Source organism: Streptomyces sp. NPDC034084 (assembly GCF_055575535.1).
Window position 1 is genome coordinate 1,090,903 of the sequence record NZ_JBVISK010000002.1, and the last position, 17,886, is coordinate 1,108,788.

Sequence of the window (17,886 nt, forward strand, 5' to 3'; positions counted from 1 at the left end):
CAAAGTGGAAAGCGAATTCCGTACAGTAGAACGTAGCTCCGCACATGCGGGCCAGACCTGGACCGCCCCGGGCCGTCACCGACACCGGACAAACACCCCCTGACCGGCACTGACGCCGGAACCGGGCCCGTGTGCCCCGGCCGACGGCCCGGTAGGCTGCTGCCTTGCCCGCCTGCCCCGAAAGGACCGTTGACGTGCCGACGTCCAGCGCCAGCACCACCGACGCCGCCAAACCCGCCGCGAGCGGGGGCGTCCAGTCCCTTGAGCGCGCCTTCGACCTCCTGGAGCGGATGGCCGACGCCGGGGGCGAGGTCGGGCTGAGCGAGCTCTCCGCCAGCAGCGGACTCCCGCTCCCCACCATCCACCGCCTGATGCGCACCCTCGTCGCCTGCGGCTACGTGCGTCAGCAGCCCAACCGCCGGTACGCGCTCGGCCCCCGCCTCATCCGGCTCGGCGAGTCGGCCGCCCGTCTCCTCGGCACCTGGGCCCGCCCCTACCTGGCGCGGCTCGTGGAGGAGACCGGCGAGACCGCGAACATGGCGCTGCTCGACGGCGACGAGATCGTGTACGTCGCGCAGGTGCCGTCCAAGCACTCGATGCGCATGTTCACCGAGGTCGGCCGGCGGGTCCTGCCGCACTCGACCGGCGTCGGCAAGGCGCTCCTCGCGCACACGCCCGCCGAGGAGGTACGGGCCCTGCTCGCCCGCACCGGCATGCCCGCCGCGACCGAGAAGACCATCACCACGCCGGACGGCTTCCTCGACGCGCTCGTGGCGGTCCGCGAGACGGGGTACGCGGTCGACGACAACGAGCAGGAGATAGGGGTCCGCTGCCTCGCGGTCTCCGTACCGGACTCCCCCACCGCGGCGGCCATCTCCATCTCGGGCCCGGCGGGCCGCGTCACGGAGGCCGCCACGGAGAAGATCGTCCCGATCCTCCAGGAAGTGGCCCGCGAACTGTCGGCGGCCCTGGCGAACACGGCGGGCAACGGCCAGGCCTGAGGCCGTCGGCGACGGCTCCGTCAGACCCCGACCGGCTCCGTCAGGCGCCCGTCCTGGACGGTCACCGTGCGGTCCGTGCGGGCCAGGTGGGCGCGGTCGTGGGTGACCAGGACCGTCGCCGTCCCCCGCTCGGCCGTCAGCCTGGCCAGAAGGTCCATGACCGCCGCCCCCCGCTCGTGGTCCAGGGCGCTCGTCGGCTCGTCGACCAGGAGCACGGACGGCTCGTTCATCAGCGCCCGCGCGATGTTGACCCGCTGGCGCTGACCGCCCGACAGCTGGTGCGGCCGCCGGTGCGCCTGGTCCGCGAGGCCGACCGCGTCAAGGAGGTCCAGGGCCCGGCCCCGTACCCCCTTCGGCGACCGCCCGGACAGATGGGCCATCACCTGGAGCTGCTCCACCGCGCTCAGCGAGGGCAGCAGGTTGGGCTGCTGGAAGACGATCCCGATGTGCTCACGGCGCAGCTCCGCCTTGGCGGCGGCGGTGAGCGCCCCGGTGTCCGTACCGGCGACGACGACCCGCCCCTCGTCCGGGGTCACCAGGGTGGCGGCGACGGCGAGGAGGCTGGACTTGCCGGAGCCGGAGGGGCCGACGACGGCCGTGAGCGTACCGGCGGGGACGGTGAGGGAGACGGCGTCGAGGGCGGTGAGCCGGCCGTCGCCGTCCGGGTAGGTGAGGGTGACGGCGTCGAGGACGAGGCTCATCGGGCGCTCCCGAGGGCGGTGAGGGGGTCGACGGCGGTGATCCGCCGGATGGACAGGGCGGCGCCGAGGACGCCCAGGATGATGATCACGGCGGCCGGCCCGAGGACGGTGAGCGGTTCCAGGAGGAAGGGCACGTTCCCGCCGCTGACGAGGGCGCCGATGCCGACCGCGAGGGCGGTTCCGAGCAGGGTGCCGGCGGTGAGCATGAGGACGGCCTGCCCGAGGGCGTCCTTGAGGAGGTACGGGGTGGAGGCGCCGAGCGCCTTGAGGACGGCGACGTCACCGCTCCGCTGGATGGTCCAGACGGTGAAGAACGCTCCTATGACGAGCGCGGAGATCGCGAAGAGGAAGCCGCGCATGAGCTGGAGCGAGCCGTTCTCGGCCTGGTAGGACCCGATGGCGGTGAGCGCCTCGTCGACCGTCCGCGCCTCGGTGCCGGCGGCCTCGTCCCCCGCCGCCCAGTCGGCGCCGTCACCGGTCAGCGCGATGACGGTGGCCTGCCGGCGCGCGGTGGCGCCGCTGTGGCCGAGCTTCTGCCAGTCGCCGAGGGAGGTCCACACGACGGGCGTGTGGCTGTACGAGGCGTCGCCGGCGACCGCGGCGACGGTCACCTCCAGCGGGCCGAGGCGGACACGGTCGCCCTTGCGGACGGCGAGTTCCTCCGCCGCCGACCCGGAGAGGACCGCCTTCCCCGCGCCGACGGCGCCCGGGGCGAGTCCCGAGTCCGGTTCCGTACCGAAGGCGGAGACGGCGGCGGTACGGTCCCCGGCTGCGGCGTTGAGGGTGCGGATGCCGAGCGGCCCGGCCCCCGTCACCCCGGGCCGCTCCGCCCAGCCGCGCCACTGCTCCTCCGTCACCGTCGAATTGGTGAAGGAGACCGACTGCCCGGACGGCGGCGCCGCGAAGGCCAGCCGGTCGGCGGGCAGACCGGTGATCGCGGAGACGTTCTCTCGCGCGAGTCCGGCGGTCAGCCCGGACAGCAACCCCACGAGCAGGGTGATCAGCACGATCACGGTGCCCATGAGGGTGAAACGCCCCTTGGCGAATCTCAGGTCTCTCCATGCCACGAACATGCTGACCAGAGTGGTCCGCGCGGTGCCCCGCGGGCATCGCGCCACGGATGGCTCCGCAATCAAACTTTCGGTTGAGTCCGGATTGTCGCCCGATGTCTACGCTGGGGGGATCATGGATCCCCGCTCCTCCCTCCACCCCGCCCCGCCCCTCTTCCCCCCCACCTCCCGGCGTTCCCTCACCCCCGCCCTGCGCGCCCTGCGCCTCTGCCTTCACCTCCTGATGGCGGGCCTGCTCGTGCTCGCGGGGGTACGGGCGGACTCGGCCGCCGGGACGGTGATGGCGGCGGTCACGGGCGGGGTCTACGCGGCCGGCTCCTACCTGCCGTCGGTGCGGAGTTCGCCGCGCGCCGCCGCCGTATGGCTCGCGGTCCTCGGAGCGTCCTGGCTCGCGCTGCTCTGGCTCACCCCGGAGGCGCTCTGGCTGGCCTTCCCCCTGTACTTCCTCCAGCTCCACCTGCTGCCCACGCGCTGGTCGCTGCCGGCCGTGGCACTGACGGCGGGCGCGGCGATCCTCTCGTACGTCGGGCACGGCGCCGCGCTCAACCCGGGGGTCTTCATCGGGCCGCTGCTCGGTGCGGCGGTCGCGGTGGCGACGGTCCTCGGCTACCAGGCCCTGTACCGGGAGAGCGAGCGCCGACGGCGGCTCATCGAGGAGCTGATCGAGACGCGGGCGGAGCTGGCGGCGGCGGAGCGGCACGCGGGGACGCTCGCCGAGCGGGAGCGGCTCGCGCGCGAGATCCACGACACGCTCGCACAGGGCCTGTCCTCGATCCAGCTGCTGCTGCGGGCGGCCGAGCGGGTGCTCCCGCCGGACTCCCCCGCCGCGGGCCACATCGGCAGGGCCCGGGAGGCGGCGCAGGACAACCTGGCGGAGGCGCGGCGCTTCGTCCGCGCGCTCTCGCCCCCGGACCTGGAGCACGGCTCCCTCGCGGCCGCCCTGGAGCGGCTGTGCGAACCGGCTCCCGGGGCCGGGCCGCGGGTGCGGTTCTCCGTGAGCGGTACGCCGACCGAACTGCCGACCCCGTACGAGGTGGCGCTGCTGCGGATCGCGCAGTCGGCGCTCGCCAACACGGTGCGGCACGCCTCGGCCTCGCGGGCGGAGATCACCTTGTCGTTCATGGACGCGTCGGTGACCCTGGACGTGGTCGACGACGGCCGGGGCTTCGACCCCGCTTCCGTGCGCCCGTCCTCGGACGGCGGTTTCGGGCTTCCGGCGATGCGCTCGCGGGCGGAGTCGCTGGGCGGCACGTTCACGGTCGAGTCGGCGCCCGGTCAGGGCACCGCCGTCGCCGTCTCCCTCCCCCTCCCCGCTGGAGCCTCCGCATGACCATCCGACTGCTCCTCGCCGACGACCATCCGGTGGTACGGGCTGGGCTGCGCGCGGTCCTCGACACCGAGCCGGACTTCGCCGTGGTCGCGGAGGCCGCGACGGCCGAGCGCGCGGTGGAGCTGGCCGCCGCCGGGGACGTGGACGTGGTCCTGATGGATCTGCAGTTCGGTCCGGGGATGCACGGCTCGGAGGCGACGGCGGCGATCACGGCGGCGGCGGGCGGACCGAAGGTGCTGGTCCTGACGACGTACGACACGGACGTGGACATCCTGGCGGCGGTGGAGGCGGGCGCCTCGGGCTACCTCCTGAAGGACGCGCCACCGGAGGAGCTGGCGGCGGCGGTACGGACGGCGGCGGCCGGGCAGTCGGCCCTCGCCCCCGCGGTGGCGCACCGGCTGATGGACCGGATGCGGACCCCGGCGGAGGCCCTGACCAAGCGCGAGCTGGAGGTCCTCCAGCTGGTGGGCGAGGGCCTGTCGAACCAGCAGATCAGCAAGGCGCTGTTCCTGAGCCAGGCGACGGTGAAGTCCCATCTGGTGCACATCTTCGCGAAGCTGGGCGTGGACTCGCGCACGGCGGCGGTGGCGTCGGCGACGGCCCGCCGGCTGATCAGGCGGTAGGCCGTGCCTCGCCGATCAGGCCGGATCGGGCGGTGGGGGTCGTCCTGCCGATCAGGCCGGATCAGGCGGTGGGGGGCTGCGGCGGCCCGAAGAGCTCGACGGCCCGCCGCACACCGGCGAGCCCCTCGGCGAGGGCGCTGACGGAGCCCACGGAGCCCGCGACGAGCAGCAGCGAACGGCGCAGCCGCCACACCTCGGGGTCGCCGCTGAGCGCCATCGCGTCAAGGGCGGCGAGCTCGTCCTCGGCGACTCCGCGGTCGGCGAACTCGACCCGGTGCGCGGCCAGTTCGCGGCGGAGCCGGGACACGGCGGACCGCAGTTCGGCCACCCTGGGGTCCACGCCCTCGCCGGTCACTCGCCTCTGCCCCACGCTTCGCAACATGGCTCTCCCCCTCGCACGACCCTGTGCGCGGGTCAGTTAACTCCTTCGCCACCCCGGCGCGCCACCCTTGGTGGTCGGAATTCAGGCGACCGTGTCATTCCGCCTCATGAGGTATGCAGTCCTCATGACAGCTGCAGAAGATCGAACCCCGCTCGTCGCCGGCCTCCTGCTCGCCGCCGGGGGCGGTCGCCGGCTCGGGGGGCGGCCCAAGGCGCTGCTCCCGCACCGGGGCCGGCCGCTGGTCGAGCACGCGGTCGGGGTGCTGCGCGCGGCCGGGTGCGAGGTGGTGCACGTGGTGCTCGGAGCGTCGGCCGGGGTCGTACGGGAACGGGCGGAGCTGCCCGGGTGCGTACTGGTGGACAACCCCGAGTGGACGGAGGGCATGGGCTCCTCGCTGCGGGCCGGGCTCGCGTCGCTGACCGCCGATCCGCGCGGGGTGGACGCGGCGCTCGTCCTGCTGGTCGACCAGCCGGGGATCGGGGCGGAGGCGGTGGCCCGGGTCCGGGCGGCGTACCGCTCGCGGGACTCGCTGGTGGCCGCCTCGTACGACGGGGAGCGGGGCCATCCGGTGCTGTTCGGCGCCGGGCACTGGGCGGGCGTCGGGGACTCGGCGGTGGGCGACCGGGGCGCGCGGGACTATCTGGCGGCGCACCGGGATGCGATCACTCCGGTGGACTGTTCGGATGTGGCCGAGCCCTACGACATCGACACGGAGGCGGATCTCTCACACCTGGAGTGAACGGGGTGGCACCGAGCGCCATGTTCTGTCGATCCGGAGAATCTCGACATCAACAAACCATTGAACTTCCACCATGAGGAAACTAGTATCCACTGTTCAGAAGCGCCTGCTCGTACAGAAGGCGCTTGCGGCCGTATCTCGGCGCCTGCGGCACTCCGTGCCGTTCCGTGACGCCCGGCGGCCGCCTGGCACCGCCCGTGAAGTCCGCTGAAGGAAGTGACAGTTCATGTCCGCACCAGCGCCGTCCCCCCTGGCCGTCGTCGATGCCGAGCCCCTGCCGCGTCAGGAGGAGGTGCTCACCGAGGCCGCCCTGGCCTTCGTCGCCGAACTGCACCGGCGGTTCACCCCGCGCCGGGACGAGCTCCTCGCCCGCCGGGCGGAGCGCCGCGCCGAGATCGCCCGTACCTCCACCCTGGACTTCCTGCCGGAGACCGCCGCGATCCGCGCCGACGACTCCTGGAAGGTCGCGCCGGCCCCGGCGGCCCTGAACGACCGCCGCGTCGAGATCACGGGCCCGACCGACCGCAAGATGACGATCAACGCGCTGAACTCCGGCGCGAAGGTCTGGCTCGCCGACTTCGAGGACGCCTCGGCGCCGACCTGGGAGAACGTCGTCCTCGGTCAGGTCAACCTGATCGACGCGTACACCCGGAAGATCGACTTCACCGACCCGAAGTCGGGCAAGACCTACGCGCTCAAGCCGGCCGGTGAGCTCGCCACCGTCGTGATGCGGCCGCGCGGCTGGCACCTGGAGGAGCGTCACCTCACCTTCGACGGACGCCCGGTTCCCGGCGCGCTCGTCGACTTCGGCCTGTACTTCTTCCACAACGCGCGGCGTCTGATCGACCTCGGCAAGGGCCCGTACTTCTACCTCCCGAAGACGGAGTCGCACCTGGAGGCCCGCCTCTGGAACGACATCTTCGTCTTCGCGCAGGACTACGTCGGCATCCCGCAGGGCACCGTCCGCGCCACGGTCCTCATCGAGACCATCACGGCCGCGTACGAGATGGAGGAGATCCTCTACGAGCTCCGCGACCACGCCGCCGGCCTGAACGCGGGCCGCTGGGACTACCTCTTCTCCATCGTCAAGAACTTCCGTGACGGCGGAGCCAAGTTCGTCCTGCCGGACCGCAACGCGGTCACGATGACCGCCCCGTTCATGCGCGCGTACACCGAACTCCTCGTGCGCACCTGCCACAAGCGCGGCGCGCACGCGATCGGCGGCATGGCGGCGTTCATCCCGTCCCGCAAGGACGCCGAGGTCAACAAGGTCGCCTTCGAGAAGGTCAAGGCCGACAAGGACCGCGAGGCCGGCGACGGCTTCGACGGCTCCTGGGTCGCTCACCCCGACCTGGTCCCGATCGCCATGGCCTCCTTCGACGCGGTCCTCGGCGAGAAGCCGAACCAGAAGGACCGTCTCCGCGAGGACGTCTCCGTCGCGCCCGGCGACCTCATCGCCATCGACTCGCTCGACGCGAAGCCGACGTACGAGGGCCTGCGCAACGCCGTACAGGTCGGCATCCGCTACATCGAGGCGTGGCTGCGCGGCCTCGGCGCCGTCGCCATCTTCAACCTGATGGAGGACGCGGCCACGGCCGAGATCTCCCGCTCCCAGATCTGGCAGTGGATCAACGCGGGTGTCGAGTTCGAGCACGACGGAAAGACCGTGACGGCCACCCCGGACCTGGCCCGCAAGGTCGCCGCCGAGGAACTGGCCGCCATCCGCGCCGAGATCGGCGACGAGGCCTTCGCGGCCGGCAAGTGGCAGCAGGCACACGACCTCCTCCTGCACGTCTCCCTCGACGCGGACTACGCGGACTTCCTGACCCTCCCGGCGTACGAACAGCTGGTCGGCTGACGCACGCACGTCGGCCGACCGCACAGCGGCCGCACGCCTCCTGAACAGGGCTCCGCCCCCGGTGACGCACATCGCCGGGGGCGGAGCCCTCTTCCGTTCCCGGTCGCCGCACAGGCGACGTGACGGAACCGAGATGTGCAGCTACCTAGCGGTAACAAGTCAGGGCGTGCGAGATTCCGCCATGCCACCGGCCGGCGGCTGTCCCCCACGTCACTGCGTACCGCAGGGAGCACAGCCATGCCTTCGACCCCCCACCGTGCGCTGCGCGCACTCCTGGCACTGTGTACCGCCGCCGGGCTCGCCTCAGTCGCCGCCCCGGCAGCCCACGCCTCCCCCGGCGCGGGCCCCACGGCCGTCGTCGCCATGGGCGACAGCTACATCTCCGGCGAGGCCGGCCGCTGGCAGGGCAACAGCCTCACGAACTCCGGCAGCCGCAACGGCACCGACCGGGCCTGGACGGGCAGTGCCTACGACCCGTCGCGGGTGTACGGCGCCACCGCGGGCGGCTGTCACCGCTCGGACGTCTCCGAGGTGAGGAGCGCCGGTCCGATCGCGAGCGCCCTGATCAACCTCGCCTGCTCCGGCGCGAAGACGGAGAACGTCGTCCGCGCCTCCCAGGGCGGCCAGTCCTACAAGGGCGAGGCGCCCCAGGCCGACCAGCTCGCGGCCGTCGCCGCCTCGCACGACGTCGAGCTGATCGCCCTGTCCATCGGCGGCAACGACCTCGGCTTCGCCGACATCATCAGCACCTGCGCGACCGACTACATCGTCTGGTACTCGTACTGCCACGACGACCAGCAGGCCGAGGTGGACGCGAAGATCGACGGCGTGATGGCCGACGTCGGCCGGTCCGTCGACGAGATCCGGGCGGTCATGTCCTCCGCCGGGTACGCCGCCTCCGACTACCGGATCGTCCTCCAGTCCTACCCCTCCCCCATCCCGCGGGCCGCCGAGAACCGGTACGCGGAGAGCGGCTGGGCCCGTACCAACACCGGTGGCTGCCCCTTCTGGAACGCCGACTCCGACTGGGCCCGTGACTCCCTGGTCCCCCAGCTCGCCAACCGTCTCAAGGGCGTCGCGACGGCGAAGGGCGTGCAGTTCCTGGATCTGCGGGACATGCTTCAGGGCCGTGAGGTCTGCGCCAGGGCGAGCAAGCAGGTGACGGCGACCGTGCCTCCGTCGGCGGCGACGAGCGAGTGGGCGCGCTGGATCGACAGCCAGAGCACGCAGGGCCTCGTCCAGGAGTCGATGCACCCCAACGCCTACGGCCAGCAGGCCCTCGGCCGCTGCCTCGCCCTGATCGACGCCGTTTCGACGGGGAACCGCAGCTGCCGGAACACGGCGGGGTCGGGGGCCTCGGGGATGTACCTCGCGGCCGGATAGGGACCACCGTCAGGGGAGCGTGATGCCGAGCGGGCGGAGGACCCGCTCGGTCTCGTGGCGGTCCGCCGCGGCCATGGCGCGGACCAGGGCGGCGGAACCTCCGGGCCAGGCGGCCGCCGCCGTGTCGAAGGCGGCGCGGCGGGCCTCCAGGGGGCCCTTCTTGGCGGGCAGCGCGTCCAGGACGCGCAGGGCGCGTGCCGAGGCCCGCACCTGGATCGCGTCCGCCGGCTCCCCCCTGGCGCGCAGGGCTTCCAGGACGTACGCGCCGGTGACCGGGTCACGGAGGGCGCCGCGCAGGGCCTCGGGCGGTGCGCCGGCCGTGTCGAGGGCGGCGAAGAGGCCGCGGGTGGTGGCCGCCTCCGCGGTGCCGGCGTGGACGGTGCCGAGGGCGGCGAGCAGCTGGGACCAGGCGTCGGCGGTGTCCGCGCGCGCGTGGAGCCAGTCGGCGAGTACGCGCGCGGCGACGGACGCCGGCCAGCCTCCGGCGGCGGCGACCACGTCCGTCGCGGTCCAGGCCGCGGCCTCGGCGGCGTCGGGCGCGGCGACCCCGCGCACTCCGAGCAGATAGCGCACGACGCCCGCGCCGCGCGGGGTGAGCCCGAAGGCGTCGCCGCGCCGGAAGACCAGACCGGTGGCGGCGAGGCGGTCGAGGACGGCGGCGAGGTCGCGGGCCGGTCCTTCGAGCCGGGCCCGGTCCGCCTCCGTCAGCCCGGCCGTGCCCAGCAGCCGTACGAGCTCGGGCAGGGGCGGGACGGTGTACGCGTCGGGCGCCGCGTCCGGCACGGGTACGGGCAGGTCCTCCAGGTCCGGGTCGACGGTCCAGTCCTCGTACTCGGCGGCCTTGCGGGCGACGGAGTCGGCGGAGCAGCCGCGCTGGTAGACCGCGTACAGCAGGTGCGGCGCCTCGCCCCCGTACGGCTCGAACTCCTCCTCCGCGAGCTCCTCCACGGCGGCGATGAGGCTGTCGGCGTCCTCCTCGACGGGCCCGGCCTCGATCGCGGGCGGCGGGGGTACGGGGGCGGCGGGGTCTCCGTAGTAGTCGAGGTGCTCGTCGAGCAGGGCGTCGGCGAGGACGAGGTGCGGGAAGGCCTCAGGTCCGGGCGCGAACCGCGCGTACGGCCCGGCGAGCTGTTCGGCGAGGCCGGCGGCGGTCCACCGGTCCTGGAGCGCGGCGGCGATCTTCCCGATGCCGGTCGCGACGGCGTGGTCGGTGAGCAGCGGCCCGGCGGGCGGGGGTGCCTCGGCGTCCCGCACGTACGCGCGCGTGAGCGCCTCGGCGAGCAGGACGTCGGCGAGGGCCGTGCGCCCCATCAGATGGGCGCGGCGCACCCCGTCGGGGAGCGGCGCGCCGTCGAGGGCAGCGAGCCGGCGGCGTACGTCCTCGGGGTCGGTGAGGTCGGCGCCGCAGGTCCGCAGGAGTGAGGCGTACCAGCGGTGCCAGGTGAGGTTGCCGGGGTCGTTCATGGCGCGTTCGAAGTCGGGCGCGGACTCGGCGACGACCGCGGCGATCCGCTCGCGCCGCCCTCCGTCGAACCGGTCGGCGAGGGCGCCGAGGACGGCGGGGTAGGCGGTGAGCTCGCCGGGCGGGGCGTACACGAAGGTCGGCAGGTCCTCCACCAGAAGCTGCCGCACGAGCCCGGGCGTCGGCTCGGGCACCCCCGTGGCCCGGTCCGCCCCGCGCAGGGCGAGCAGTCCGAGCACCGCTTCGGCGGCCCGCACGAAGGCGGGGTCACGGCGCTCGGGCACTCCGTCGAGGAAGCTGACGAGCCCGGTGTTGGTGAGAACGGTCCCGGCCACGCTTCCCAGGGTAATTCCGGGGAGCCGGTTCCGGCGGGCAAGGGCGCGGCGTCAGGAGTGTCGCCGCAGTTCACGGGCGACGTGGGTCAGATGCTGGCTGTGGCCGGCCCGGATCCAGAGGTCGGGGTGCCCGGTGTCGCGCGGGCCTCTGCCGTCCGCGCAGGCCACCAGCCAGCGGTCCCCCTGGCTGTACTCCGCTCCCCTGAAGTCGGGGGTGGCGACGAGCTCGCGGGCGAGCGCGCGCACCCTGAGGTGGTGGCCGGGTTCGGCGGGCACCTCCCCGATGAGGAAGGTGCGTTCGGAGGTGTAGCGCAGGGCTCCGCGGAACGGATCGTCCCCCGTGTCGGAGACCCGGTCGGCGCTCGCCGGATCGTGTGCCCCGTAGTCGCCGTGGACGGGGTGCGGGCCGGATTCGCCGCCCGAGGGGCGAAGCAGGTCGAGGAGTCGGTCGGCCCGGTACGTCTCGGCCAGGGGTGCCCCGTACGCCTCGGGGTGGGTACGGGGGAAGGCGCCGGCCAGGAGCACGACGGTGCGCCAGGGGTGGAGAGTGCCAAGGAGGTTCAGGGCGCGGAGCGCGTCGTGGTCGGCGTCCTGGTCCTCGTGCACCGCGCCGAGGTCGATGATGAGGTCCAGCGCGCACCGGGCGAACGCGATCCGTCGCAGGAGACGGCAGAGCGCCTCCTCCGTCCGTTTCCCCGCGTATTTCGTCTGCCGGTCGCCGGTGGGCTCCGTCGTCCGGCCGCCCACGTGCGGGCGTACGCGGATGCCGAGGCCGACGCCACCGGCACGGGCCGCTTCCGCGCAGGCCACCTGCTGCGTCGCCCCGCGCTCGATGCCGGTGACCGGCCTCAGCGGAGGCCGCACGGCGCCGGGGCCGGGGAAGCCCGGCTCGCGCTCGACGTGGCACAAGTCGACCCAGGCGGGCCGCCCGCGCTGGACCCGTGCGAGAAGAGAGAGGGTGTCGTACGTGTGGCGGGCGAGTGCGGCGGGGTCCGGGTCGAGGGGGTGGGACGACGGGCGGGCCGGGGTCCGTTCGCGGCCGACGCGGGGCGGGACGGTCCAGAGCGGCGCCACGACGGCCCGGACGTCCGGCGCCAGCGTGGCGTACGCGGCGAGCGCGCTCGGCCGGGCGGGCAGCGCCGGTACGTAGATCGGCTCGGTCATGGGCGCCCCCCAGCGGCCTGTCGCATCCCCTGGTCGCAGGGTGAGGGGCGGCTGTTCACGGCGAAAGGGTGCGATTCTGGCCAGGGCCAGGGGAGTTCAGCGCACCACCACGGTTCTCGGGGCCGAGAAGTCGCCCCAGGTGCCGTCCGGGAGTCGGGCGCGGAGGGTGACCGTGTAGCGGGTGCCCGGGGGGTCCTGGACCGGGAAGGTGTAGGTGGCGCGGCCGGGGGGAGGGGTGGTGCCCCAGATGATGGTGGTGGCGAAGCGGCCGTTGAGGTGGAGTTCGTGGTGGGTGACGGGGGCGCCCGTCCTCGGTGGGGTCCAGGTGAGGGTGATCTCGCCCTTGGCGGCCGTCGCGGTGAGGGCGCTCGGGGCGGTGTGAGGCGGGGCGCCCGGGGAGGGGGCGGTGGTGAGGTCGGCCGGGGCGCTGTCGGGGGAGGAGTTCTCGGCGGCGTCGCGGGCGCGGACGGTGAACGCGTAGGCGGTGCCGGGGCGCAGGCCGGTGAGGTGGGCGGTGGTGGCGGTACCGGGGACGGTGTGGACGCGGGTGTCGGCCTGGTAGACGTCGTACGCGGTGACGCGGGTGTCGTCGTGGGCCGGGGCCCAGCGGAGGGTGGCGGCACGGCTGCCGTCGGCGGTCACGCGGAGGGCCGTCGGGGCGGTGGGGGGCGTGCGGTCCTCGGCGGCGGCGGGGAGGGTGGTGACGGTGGCGCTGGGAGCTGAGACGTTGCCGGCGGCGTCGCGGGCGCGGACGGTGAAGCGGTGGCGGGTCGCCGGGGAGAGGCCGACGACGTCGGTCATCAGGGTCGTGGCAGGGAGGTCCTTGACCTTGTGGCCCTCGCGGTAGACGGCGTATCCGGCGACGGCGCGGTCGTCCGTGGCCGGACTCCACATGACGTGCACGGTGCTCGCGCTGCCCGCGGTGGCGGTGACTCCGGTGGGGGCGGTGGGCGCCCGGGTGTCCCTCGGCGCGGGGGCGGCCGCGCTTGAGCAGGCGGCGACGGTGAGTGTCGCGGCGAGCGCGAGCGTGGGCAACAGGCTTCTGGCGAGCGGGCGTTGCACGGGCCGGCCTCCGTCCATCGGAAAGGTCCAGACCTATATCGCACAGCGGGTGCGCAGTCGGCAAGGGGGCGTTGTCAGAGGGGTGCGCTTCACTGGAATCGTCACGCTCCGTAGTCGACTCAGGGGGAATCATGACGGACCGTACGACCTATGTGACGTTCGCCGGGGTGCGTCGGCGCGGCTGGAACGACGCGATGGTGCGGGAGCTGCTCGGCATGCCCGACGTGCAGGGGCGCGATCCGCGCCGCTGGTCGCTCGCGCCCGTGCGGCTCTATCTCCTCGCCCGGGTCGAGGCGGTGGAGCGCACGCCCGAGTTCGCCGAGACGGCCGCGCTCTGCCAGGCCCGCGCCTCGGCCGCCCGGGTCCACGCCGAGCGGCGGCGGGCCGCCGTCCTCGCCACGATCCGCGCGGAGACGATCGAGGTACCGCTGCTGCCCCGGCCGGAGTTGGAGCGACGGGCCGTGCGGCACCGGCATCTGCTGGGGGCGCGAAGTCCCGGGCCGCGGCGGGAGGGACCACCGGCCGGAGCGGCGGCGCCGGTGCCCGGGCGTGGATCCGCACCCGCGCCTCCTCCCCCGTCCGGGTCCGCACCCGTGCCCCCGTCCGGGTCCGCACCCGCACCCGTGCCCGCGCCTTCCGGGGCGCTCGTGCGGTGGCAGGTGAGCTATCTGCGGCACGCCCTGTCGCGGTACGAGTCGCTGCTCGACGGTCTGTACGGCGACAGCGGGCGCGGCGAGGCGGAGCGGCTGCTGAGGCGGCGGTTGTACGAGGCGATCGCCGCCGCCTACCCCTCGCTGGCCGGGGAGTGCCGTCGACGGATGGCGGTGGAGCGGTGAGCGGGGTGTGTCCGCCCGGGGCCCGTCCCGTTCGGCCGTCAGGCCATCAGGGCGTCAGCAGGCGGGTGATCGTGCGGCAGGCCGCCGGGATCGGGGCGACGACGGGGACCGCGCAGCGGGACCGGAGTTCCTCCGCCGCCTCGCCGAGCGGGCCGCCGCCGATGACGACGGCGCGGGCTCCGTCGCGTTCGGCGCAGGCGCGGACCGCGCGCTCCAGGCGGTCGAGGAGGAGCACCGGGTCGGCGGAGAGGCGCTCGGGGGCGCCGGCGGTGAGGCGGAGGCCGGTGTACCGGTCGCCGAGGCCGAGAGCGAGCACACGCGCGTGGATGGCTTCGGCGAGGAGCGGGGTGGTGGTGGCGATGCCGAAGGGCGTTCCGTCGGCGGCCGCTTCCAGAAGCGCCGCCTCGCCGAGGCCGACCACGGGGACCCCCGTCGCCCCGGCCGCCGCGCGCAGTGGCGTGAGGCCCGGGTCGCCGAAGGCGGCGACGAGGAGGGCGGCGCAGTCGCCCCCGGCCGAGGCACGGAGGCCGGCGGCCAGGACCTCAGGGGCGGCGGCCCGCAGGGCCTCCGGGTCGGTGAGCATGCGCGGGCCCCGGGCGACGGTCACGCCCCGGACGGGGAAGGCGGGCCCGAGGGCGCGCCGGGCGATGGCGGTCATCATCGCGGTCGTGGTGGTGGAGGTGTTGGGGTTGACGAGCACCACGGCCCCGGGCCCCGCGGCGTGCGCGGGGACCGGGGCGGGCGGGGGGAGGAGGAGCGGGTTCAGTGGGCGTGCGCCGCCTTCGCGGTGTGGCTGCCGGAGATCTCCTCGCCGGGCTCCATGGGCGCGGTGACCTCGTCGGCGTCGCGGCCCCTGCCCAGGTGGTTGAAGACCACGTTGAGCAGGACGGCGGCCACGCAGCCGGTCGAGATACCGGAGTCCAGGATGATCTGCGCGGTCTCCGGGAAGGCGTGGTAGAAGTCCGGCTTGGTGATCGGGATGATGCCGACGGCCAGTGAGACGGCGACGATCAGGACGTTGTTGTCCTTCTCCAGGCCGGCCTTGACCAGGGTCTGGATGCCGCTGGCGGCGACCGAGCCGAAGAGGACGACGCCCGCGCCGCCGAGGACCGGCCGGGGCACGACCGAGATGAGCGAGGCGGCGACCGGCGAGAGGCCCATGAGGACCAGGAAGCCTCCGCCGCAGGCGACGACGAAGCGGCTGCGGATCCTGGTCATGGCGACCAGACCGATGTTCTGCGCGAAGGCACTGCACATGAAGCCGTTGAAGAGCGGGCTGAGCGCGGAGCCGAGGGTGTCGGCGCGCAGTCCGGCCGCGATGGTCTTCTCGTCGGCGGGCCGCTCGACGATCTCGCCGAGCGCCAGCATGTCGGCGGTCGACTCGGTCATGGAGACCAGCATGACCACGCACATGGAGATGATCGCGGCGAGGGCGAACTGCGGGGCGCCGAAGTGGAAGGGGGACGGGAAGCCGACGACGTCCGCCTCGGTCACCGGGGAGAAGTCGGTGACGCCGAAGGGTATGGCGATGAGCGTGCCCAGGACGAGGCCGACCAGGACCGCGACCTGCTTGAGGAAGCCGCGGGTGAAGCGGCGGAGCAGCAGGACCACGACGAGTGTGATGCCGGCGAGCGAGAGGTACGTGGTCGAACCGTAGTCCGGGGCCTTGGGGTTGGGCCCCTGGGCCCAGCCGAACGCGACCGGGAGGAGGGAGACACCTATGAGGGTGATCACGGAGCCGGTGACGACCGGCGGGAAGAACCGCACGAGCCGCGAGAAGAAGGGGGCGGCGGCGAAGCCGAGGAGTCCGGCGACGATGATCGCGCCGAAGATCACGGGCAGCGCGTCGGCCTTGTTCTCGGTGGTGTCGACGATCGCCAGCATCGGCGCGACGCCCGCGAAGGTGACGCCGTTGACGAACGGCAGCCGGGCGCCGATCTTCCAGACGCCGAGCGTCTGCAGGAAGGTGGCGAGGCCGGCGGTGAAGAGGCTCGCTCCGGTGAGGAAGGTGAGCTCGGTGCCGGAGAGGCCGACGGCCGCTCCGACGATCAGGGGTGGGGCGACGACGCCCGCGTACATGGCGGCGACGTGCTGGAGGCCGCTGGTGAGCATCTTGAGTGGGGGCAGCGTCTCGTCGACCGGATGCTTCTCGCGGTCTTCGGGGGCGGAGCCTGCGTCTGGTGCATTGCGAACCTGGGGCTTGGCGGCCACGGCGGTTCCTCCGGTCGGTTACACGTCGGCGGCGACGCGGGGTTCAGGGAGGTGGTGCGATGCGGAGCGAGGTGCAGGAGGTGCGGCTCGGTGCGGGTGGTGCGGTGCGGCCGCGGAGGGGGGCGGCGCGCGGACGGGCTGTCCGCCAGGGGCGCGGACAGGCGTCACCGTTCCGGGTGGTGCCGTACGACTTCTGCGTACGGCACCACCCGGTCCGGCTGCCACGGACCCCGCTCGGGTCCGCGGCGACCGACCGAGGGCCGTCCCCCTCGGTCGGACTCCATGGGGAGGGTCAGCTCTGGGCCGTGATGCGGGCCAGGCGCTGCGCCTCCGCGCGCGCGTCGCGCGCGATCTGCTCCTCGTCGGCGAACAGGAGTCGGTTGTTCTCCACGATCTGCTTGCCGTTGACGAAGGAGGCGGTGACCGGTGCCGCCGCGCCGAAGACGATGGCGGTGACCGGGTCGGCGATGGAGGAGTGGCCGAGGCCGTCGATCTTCCAGAGGACGAAGTCGGCGAGCTTGCCGGCCTCCAGCGAGCCGATGTTGTCGGCGCGGCCGAGGACCTGGGCGCCGCCGTAGGTGCCGAGGCGCAGGGCCTGCCGGGCGTTGAGCGCGGCCTCACGGTGGGCGCCGAGGCGGTTGATGAGGAGCGCGTTGCGCAGCTCGGTGTGGAGCTCGCCGGACTCGTTGGAGGCGGTGCCGTCGACGCCGAGACCGACGGGGACGCCCGCCTTGAGCATGTCCGGTACGCGGGCGATTCCGGCGGCGAGGCGCGCGTTCGAGGAGGGGCAGTGGGCCACACCCGTCTTGGTGCGGGCGAACGCCTCGATGTCGGAGTCGTTCATGTGGACGCAGTGCGCCATCCACACGTCCTCGCCGAGGAAGCCGGTGGACTCGAAGTAGTCCGTCGGGCCCATGCCGAAGAGCTCGTGGCAGAACTTCTCCTCCTCGACGGTCTCCGAGCCGTGGGTGTGCATGCGCACGCCGAGGCGGCGGCCGAGGGCGGCGCCCTCGCGGAGCAGCTCGGTGGAGATGGAGAAGGGCGAGCAGGGGGCGACGGCGACCTGGGTCATCGCGTCGAAGGAGGCGTCGTGGTACTTGCGCACCGTCTCCTCGGTCGCGGCGAGCGCGCCCTCGGTGGTCTCGACGGCGAAGTCCGGCGGCAGGCCGCCGTCCTTCTCGCTGCGGTCCATGGAGCCGCGGGCCAGGGTGAAGCGGACGCCCATGTCGGAGGCCGCGCCGATGATGGCGCCGGAGAGGTCGCCGGAGCCCTGCGGGTAGACGTAGTGGTGGTCCATGGCGGTGGTGACACCGCCACGGGCCATCATCGCCAGGGAGCCCTGCGCGCCGACGCGGACCATCGACTCGTCGATCCGGGACCACGTCGGGTAGAGCGCGACCAGCCAGTTGAAGAGGTTGTGGTCGGTGGCCAGGCCCCGGGTGATCCACTGGTAGAAGTGGTGGTGGGTGTTGACCAGACCGGGCGTCACCAGGTGGCCGGTGGCGTCGATGCGGCGGACCACGTTCTCCAGGCCCTCGGGGGCCTTGCCGGCGCCGATGGACTCGATCTTGTTGTCGGCGACGACGAGGTGGCCGGAGGCGTACTCGGTGTCGTCGGCGTCGACGGTCGCGATCGCGGCGTTCTCGATGACGATGCGCTGGGCTGCCGAAGGTGCTGCCATGGCGGTGCTTCCTTCATTCCTCGGGGATGGTTCGGGCACGGCAGGACC

16 protein-coding genes are annotated in these 17,886 nt (G+C 73.7%); 7 read left to right on the forward strand and 9 right to left on the reverse strand.

Annotation, left to right across the window (positions count from 1 at the left end):
* The first annotated feature begins 194 nt into the window (after positions 1 to 194).
* Positions 195 to 1,001 carry an IclR family transcriptional regulator gene (locus ACZ51I_RS10475; protein ID WP_468873563.1) on the forward strand — a complete coding sequence of 269 codons (807 nt, stop codon included), beginning with the start codon at positions 195 to 197 and terminating at the stop codon, positions 999 to 1,001.
* Positions 1,002 to 1,021: 20 nt separating this feature from the next.
* Here the strand turns inward: ACZ51I_RS10475 and ACZ51I_RS10480 are convergent, their stop codons facing one another.
* Positions 1,022 to 1,702, reverse strand: coding sequence for an ABC transporter ATP-binding protein (locus tag ACZ51I_RS10480; protein ID WP_468873565.1), 681 nt, complete (start codon positions 1,700 to 1,702; stop codon positions 1,022 to 1,024).
* Positions 1,699 to 2,775: an ABC transporter permease gene (locus ACZ51I_RS10485; RefSeq protein ID WP_468873568.1), complete on the reverse strand. Its 1,077-nt coding sequence runs from the start codon at positions 2,773 to 2,775 to the stop codon at positions 1,699 to 1,701. Before ACZ51I_RS10485 ends, ACZ51I_RS10480 begins: the two co-directional genes overlap by 4 nt.
* Before the next feature lie 112 nt (positions 2,776 to 2,887).
* Between ACZ51I_RS10485 and ACZ51I_RS10490 the strand changes: the two genes are divergently transcribed.
* Together ACZ51I_RS10490 and ACZ51I_RS10495 are read left to right on the forward strand one after the other, a co-directional pair.
* Positions 2,888 to 4,102 carry a sensor histidine kinase gene (locus ACZ51I_RS10490; RefSeq protein ID WP_468873571.1) on the forward strand — a complete coding sequence of 405 codons (1,215 nt, stop codon included), beginning with the start codon at positions 2,888 to 2,890 and terminating at the stop codon, positions 4,100 to 4,102.
* Complete coding sequence (locus ACZ51I_RS10495; RefSeq protein WP_468873573.1) at positions 4,099 to 4,725, forward strand: response regulator; 627 nt, start codon at positions 4,099 to 4,101, stop codon at positions 4,723 to 4,725. The genes ACZ51I_RS10490 and ACZ51I_RS10495 overlap by 4 nt, the downstream gene beginning before the upstream one ends.
* A 61-nt stretch (positions 4,726 to 4,786) precedes the next feature.
* Here ACZ51I_RS10495 and ACZ51I_RS10500 read toward each other — a convergent pair whose 3' ends face one another.
* Positions 4,787 to 5,107: a DUF5955 family protein gene (locus ACZ51I_RS10500; RefSeq protein ID WP_468873576.1), complete on the reverse strand. Its 321-nt coding sequence runs from the start codon at positions 5,105 to 5,107 to the stop codon at positions 4,787 to 4,789.
* 124 nt (positions 5,108 to 5,231) lie between these two features.
* Here ACZ51I_RS10500 and ACZ51I_RS10505 point away from each other — a divergent pair, with 124 nt between their 5' ends.
* From ACZ51I_RS10505 to ACZ51I_RS10515, 3 genes are all read left to right on the forward strand, one after another.
* Positions 5,232 to 5,846, forward strand: a complete 615-nt coding sequence (locus ACZ51I_RS10505) for a nucleotidyltransferase family protein (protein ID WP_468873578.1) — start codon at positions 5,232 to 5,234, stop codon at positions 5,844 to 5,846.
* Between the two features lie 226 nt (positions 5,847 to 6,072).
* Positions 6,073 to 7,704: a malate synthase A gene (gene aceB, locus ACZ51I_RS10510; RefSeq protein ID WP_468873580.1), complete on the forward strand. Its 1,632-nt coding sequence runs from the start codon at positions 6,073 to 6,075 to the stop codon at positions 7,702 to 7,704.
* Positions 7,705 to 7,941: 237 nt separating this feature from the next.
* Positions 7,942 to 9,087, forward strand: a complete 1,146-nt coding sequence (locus ACZ51I_RS10515; protein ID WP_468873582.1) for a GDSL-type esterase/lipase family protein — start codon at positions 7,942 to 7,944, stop codon at positions 9,085 to 9,087.
* A gap of 9 nt (positions 9,088 to 9,096) precedes the next feature.
* Here ACZ51I_RS10515 and ACZ51I_RS10520 read toward each other — a convergent pair whose 3' ends face one another.
* The 3 genes from ACZ51I_RS10520 to ACZ51I_RS10530 all read right to left on the reverse strand — a co-directional run bounded on the left by ACZ51I_RS10520 (position 9,097) and on the right by ACZ51I_RS10530 (position 13,110).
* Positions 9,097 to 10,884 carry a hypothetical protein gene (locus tag ACZ51I_RS10520; RefSeq protein ID WP_468873584.1) on the reverse strand — a complete coding sequence of 596 codons (1,788 nt, stop codon included), beginning with the start codon at positions 10,882 to 10,884 and terminating at the stop codon, positions 9,097 to 9,099.
* Between the two features lie 51 nt (positions 10,885 to 10,935).
* Positions 10,936 to 12,048: a beta family protein gene (locus ACZ51I_RS10525; protein WP_468873586.1), complete on the reverse strand. Its 1,113-nt coding sequence runs from the start codon at positions 12,046 to 12,048 to the stop codon at positions 10,936 to 10,938.
* 96 nt (positions 12,049 to 12,144) lie between these two features.
* Entirely contained in the window at positions 12,145 to 13,110 is a 966-nt protein-coding gene (locus ACZ51I_RS10530) for a fibronectin type III domain-containing protein (protein WP_468873589.1), read from the reverse strand.
* A 131-nt stretch (positions 13,111 to 13,241) separates the two neighbouring features.
* On the opposite strand from ACZ51I_RS10530, the gene ACZ51I_RS10535 reads away from it, so the two are divergent.
* Complete coding sequence (locus ACZ51I_RS10535; protein ID WP_468873592.1) at positions 13,242 to 13,946, forward strand: hypothetical protein; 705 nt, start codon at positions 13,242 to 13,244, stop codon at positions 13,944 to 13,946.
* A 46-nt stretch (positions 13,947 to 13,992) separates the two neighbouring features.
* On the opposite strand, the gene ACZ51I_RS10540 is transcribed toward ACZ51I_RS10535, so the two are convergent.
* The 3 genes from ACZ51I_RS10540 to ACZ51I_RS10550 all read right to left on the reverse strand — a co-directional run bounded on the left by ACZ51I_RS10540 (position 13,993) and on the right by ACZ51I_RS10550 (position 17,838).
* Positions 13,993 to 14,649, reverse strand: a complete 657-nt coding sequence (locus ACZ51I_RS10540) for an aspartate/glutamate racemase family protein (protein ID WP_468873595.1) — start codon at positions 14,647 to 14,649, stop codon at positions 13,993 to 13,995.
* A 59-nt stretch (positions 14,650 to 14,708) separates the two neighbouring features.
* Positions 14,709 to 16,157, reverse strand: a complete 1,449-nt coding sequence (locus ACZ51I_RS10545; protein ID WP_468873597.1) for a nucleobase:cation symporter-2 family protein — start codon at positions 16,155 to 16,157, stop codon at positions 14,709 to 14,711.
* 292 nt (positions 16,158 to 16,449) lie between these two features.
* Entirely contained in the window at positions 16,450 to 17,838 is a 1,389-nt protein-coding gene (locus tag ACZ51I_RS10550; RefSeq protein WP_468873599.1) for an 8-oxoguanine deaminase, read from the reverse strand.
* Positions 17,839 to 17,886: the final 48 nt, after the last annotated feature.

What these genes read in the sequence shown, in the direction of transcription:
- ACZ51I_RS10480 (WP_468873565.1), bottom strand. Translation starts at nt 1,702, where the DNA reads ATGAGCCTCGTCCTCGACGCCGTCACCCTCACCTACCCGGACGGCGAC.
- ACZ51I_RS10485 (WP_468873568.1), bottom strand. Translation starts at nt 2,775, where the DNA reads ATGTTCGTGGCATGGAGAGACCTGAGATTCGCCAAGGGGCGTTTCACC.
- ACZ51I_RS10490 (WP_468873571.1), top strand. Translation starts at nt 2,888, where the DNA reads ATGGATCCCCGCTCCTCCCTCCACCCCGCCCCGCCCCTCTTCCCCCCC.
- ACZ51I_RS10495 (WP_468873573.1), top strand. Translation starts at nt 4,099, where the DNA reads ATGACCATCCGACTGCTCCTCGCCGACGACCATCCGGTGGTACGGGCT.
- ACZ51I_RS10500 (WP_468873576.1), bottom strand. Translation starts at nt 5,107, where the DNA reads ATGTTGCGAAGCGTGGGGCAGAGGCGAGTGACCGGCGAGGGCGTGGAC.
- ACZ51I_RS10505 (WP_468873578.1), top strand. Translation starts at nt 5,232, where the DNA reads ATGACAGCTGCAGAAGATCGAACCCCGCTCGTCGCCGGCCTCCTGCTC.
- aceB (WP_468873580.1), top strand. Translation starts at nt 6,073, where the DNA reads ATGTCCGCACCAGCGCCGTCCCCCCTGGCCGTCGTCGATGCCGAGCCC.
- ACZ51I_RS10515 (WP_468873582.1), top strand. Translation starts at nt 7,942, where the DNA reads ATGCCTTCGACCCCCCACCGTGCGCTGCGCGCACTCCTGGCACTGTGT.
- ACZ51I_RS10525 (WP_468873586.1), bottom strand. Translation starts at nt 12,048, where the DNA reads ATGACCGAGCCGATCTACGTACCGGCGCTGCCCGCCCGGCCGAGCGCG.
- ACZ51I_RS10535 (WP_468873592.1), top strand. Translation starts at nt 13,242, where the DNA reads ATGACGGACCGTACGACCTATGTGACGTTCGCCGGGGTGCGTCGGCGC.
- ACZ51I_RS10550 (WP_468873599.1), bottom strand. Translation starts at nt 17,838, where the DNA reads ATGGCAGCACCTTCGGCAGCCCAGCGCATCGTCATCGAGAACGCCGCG.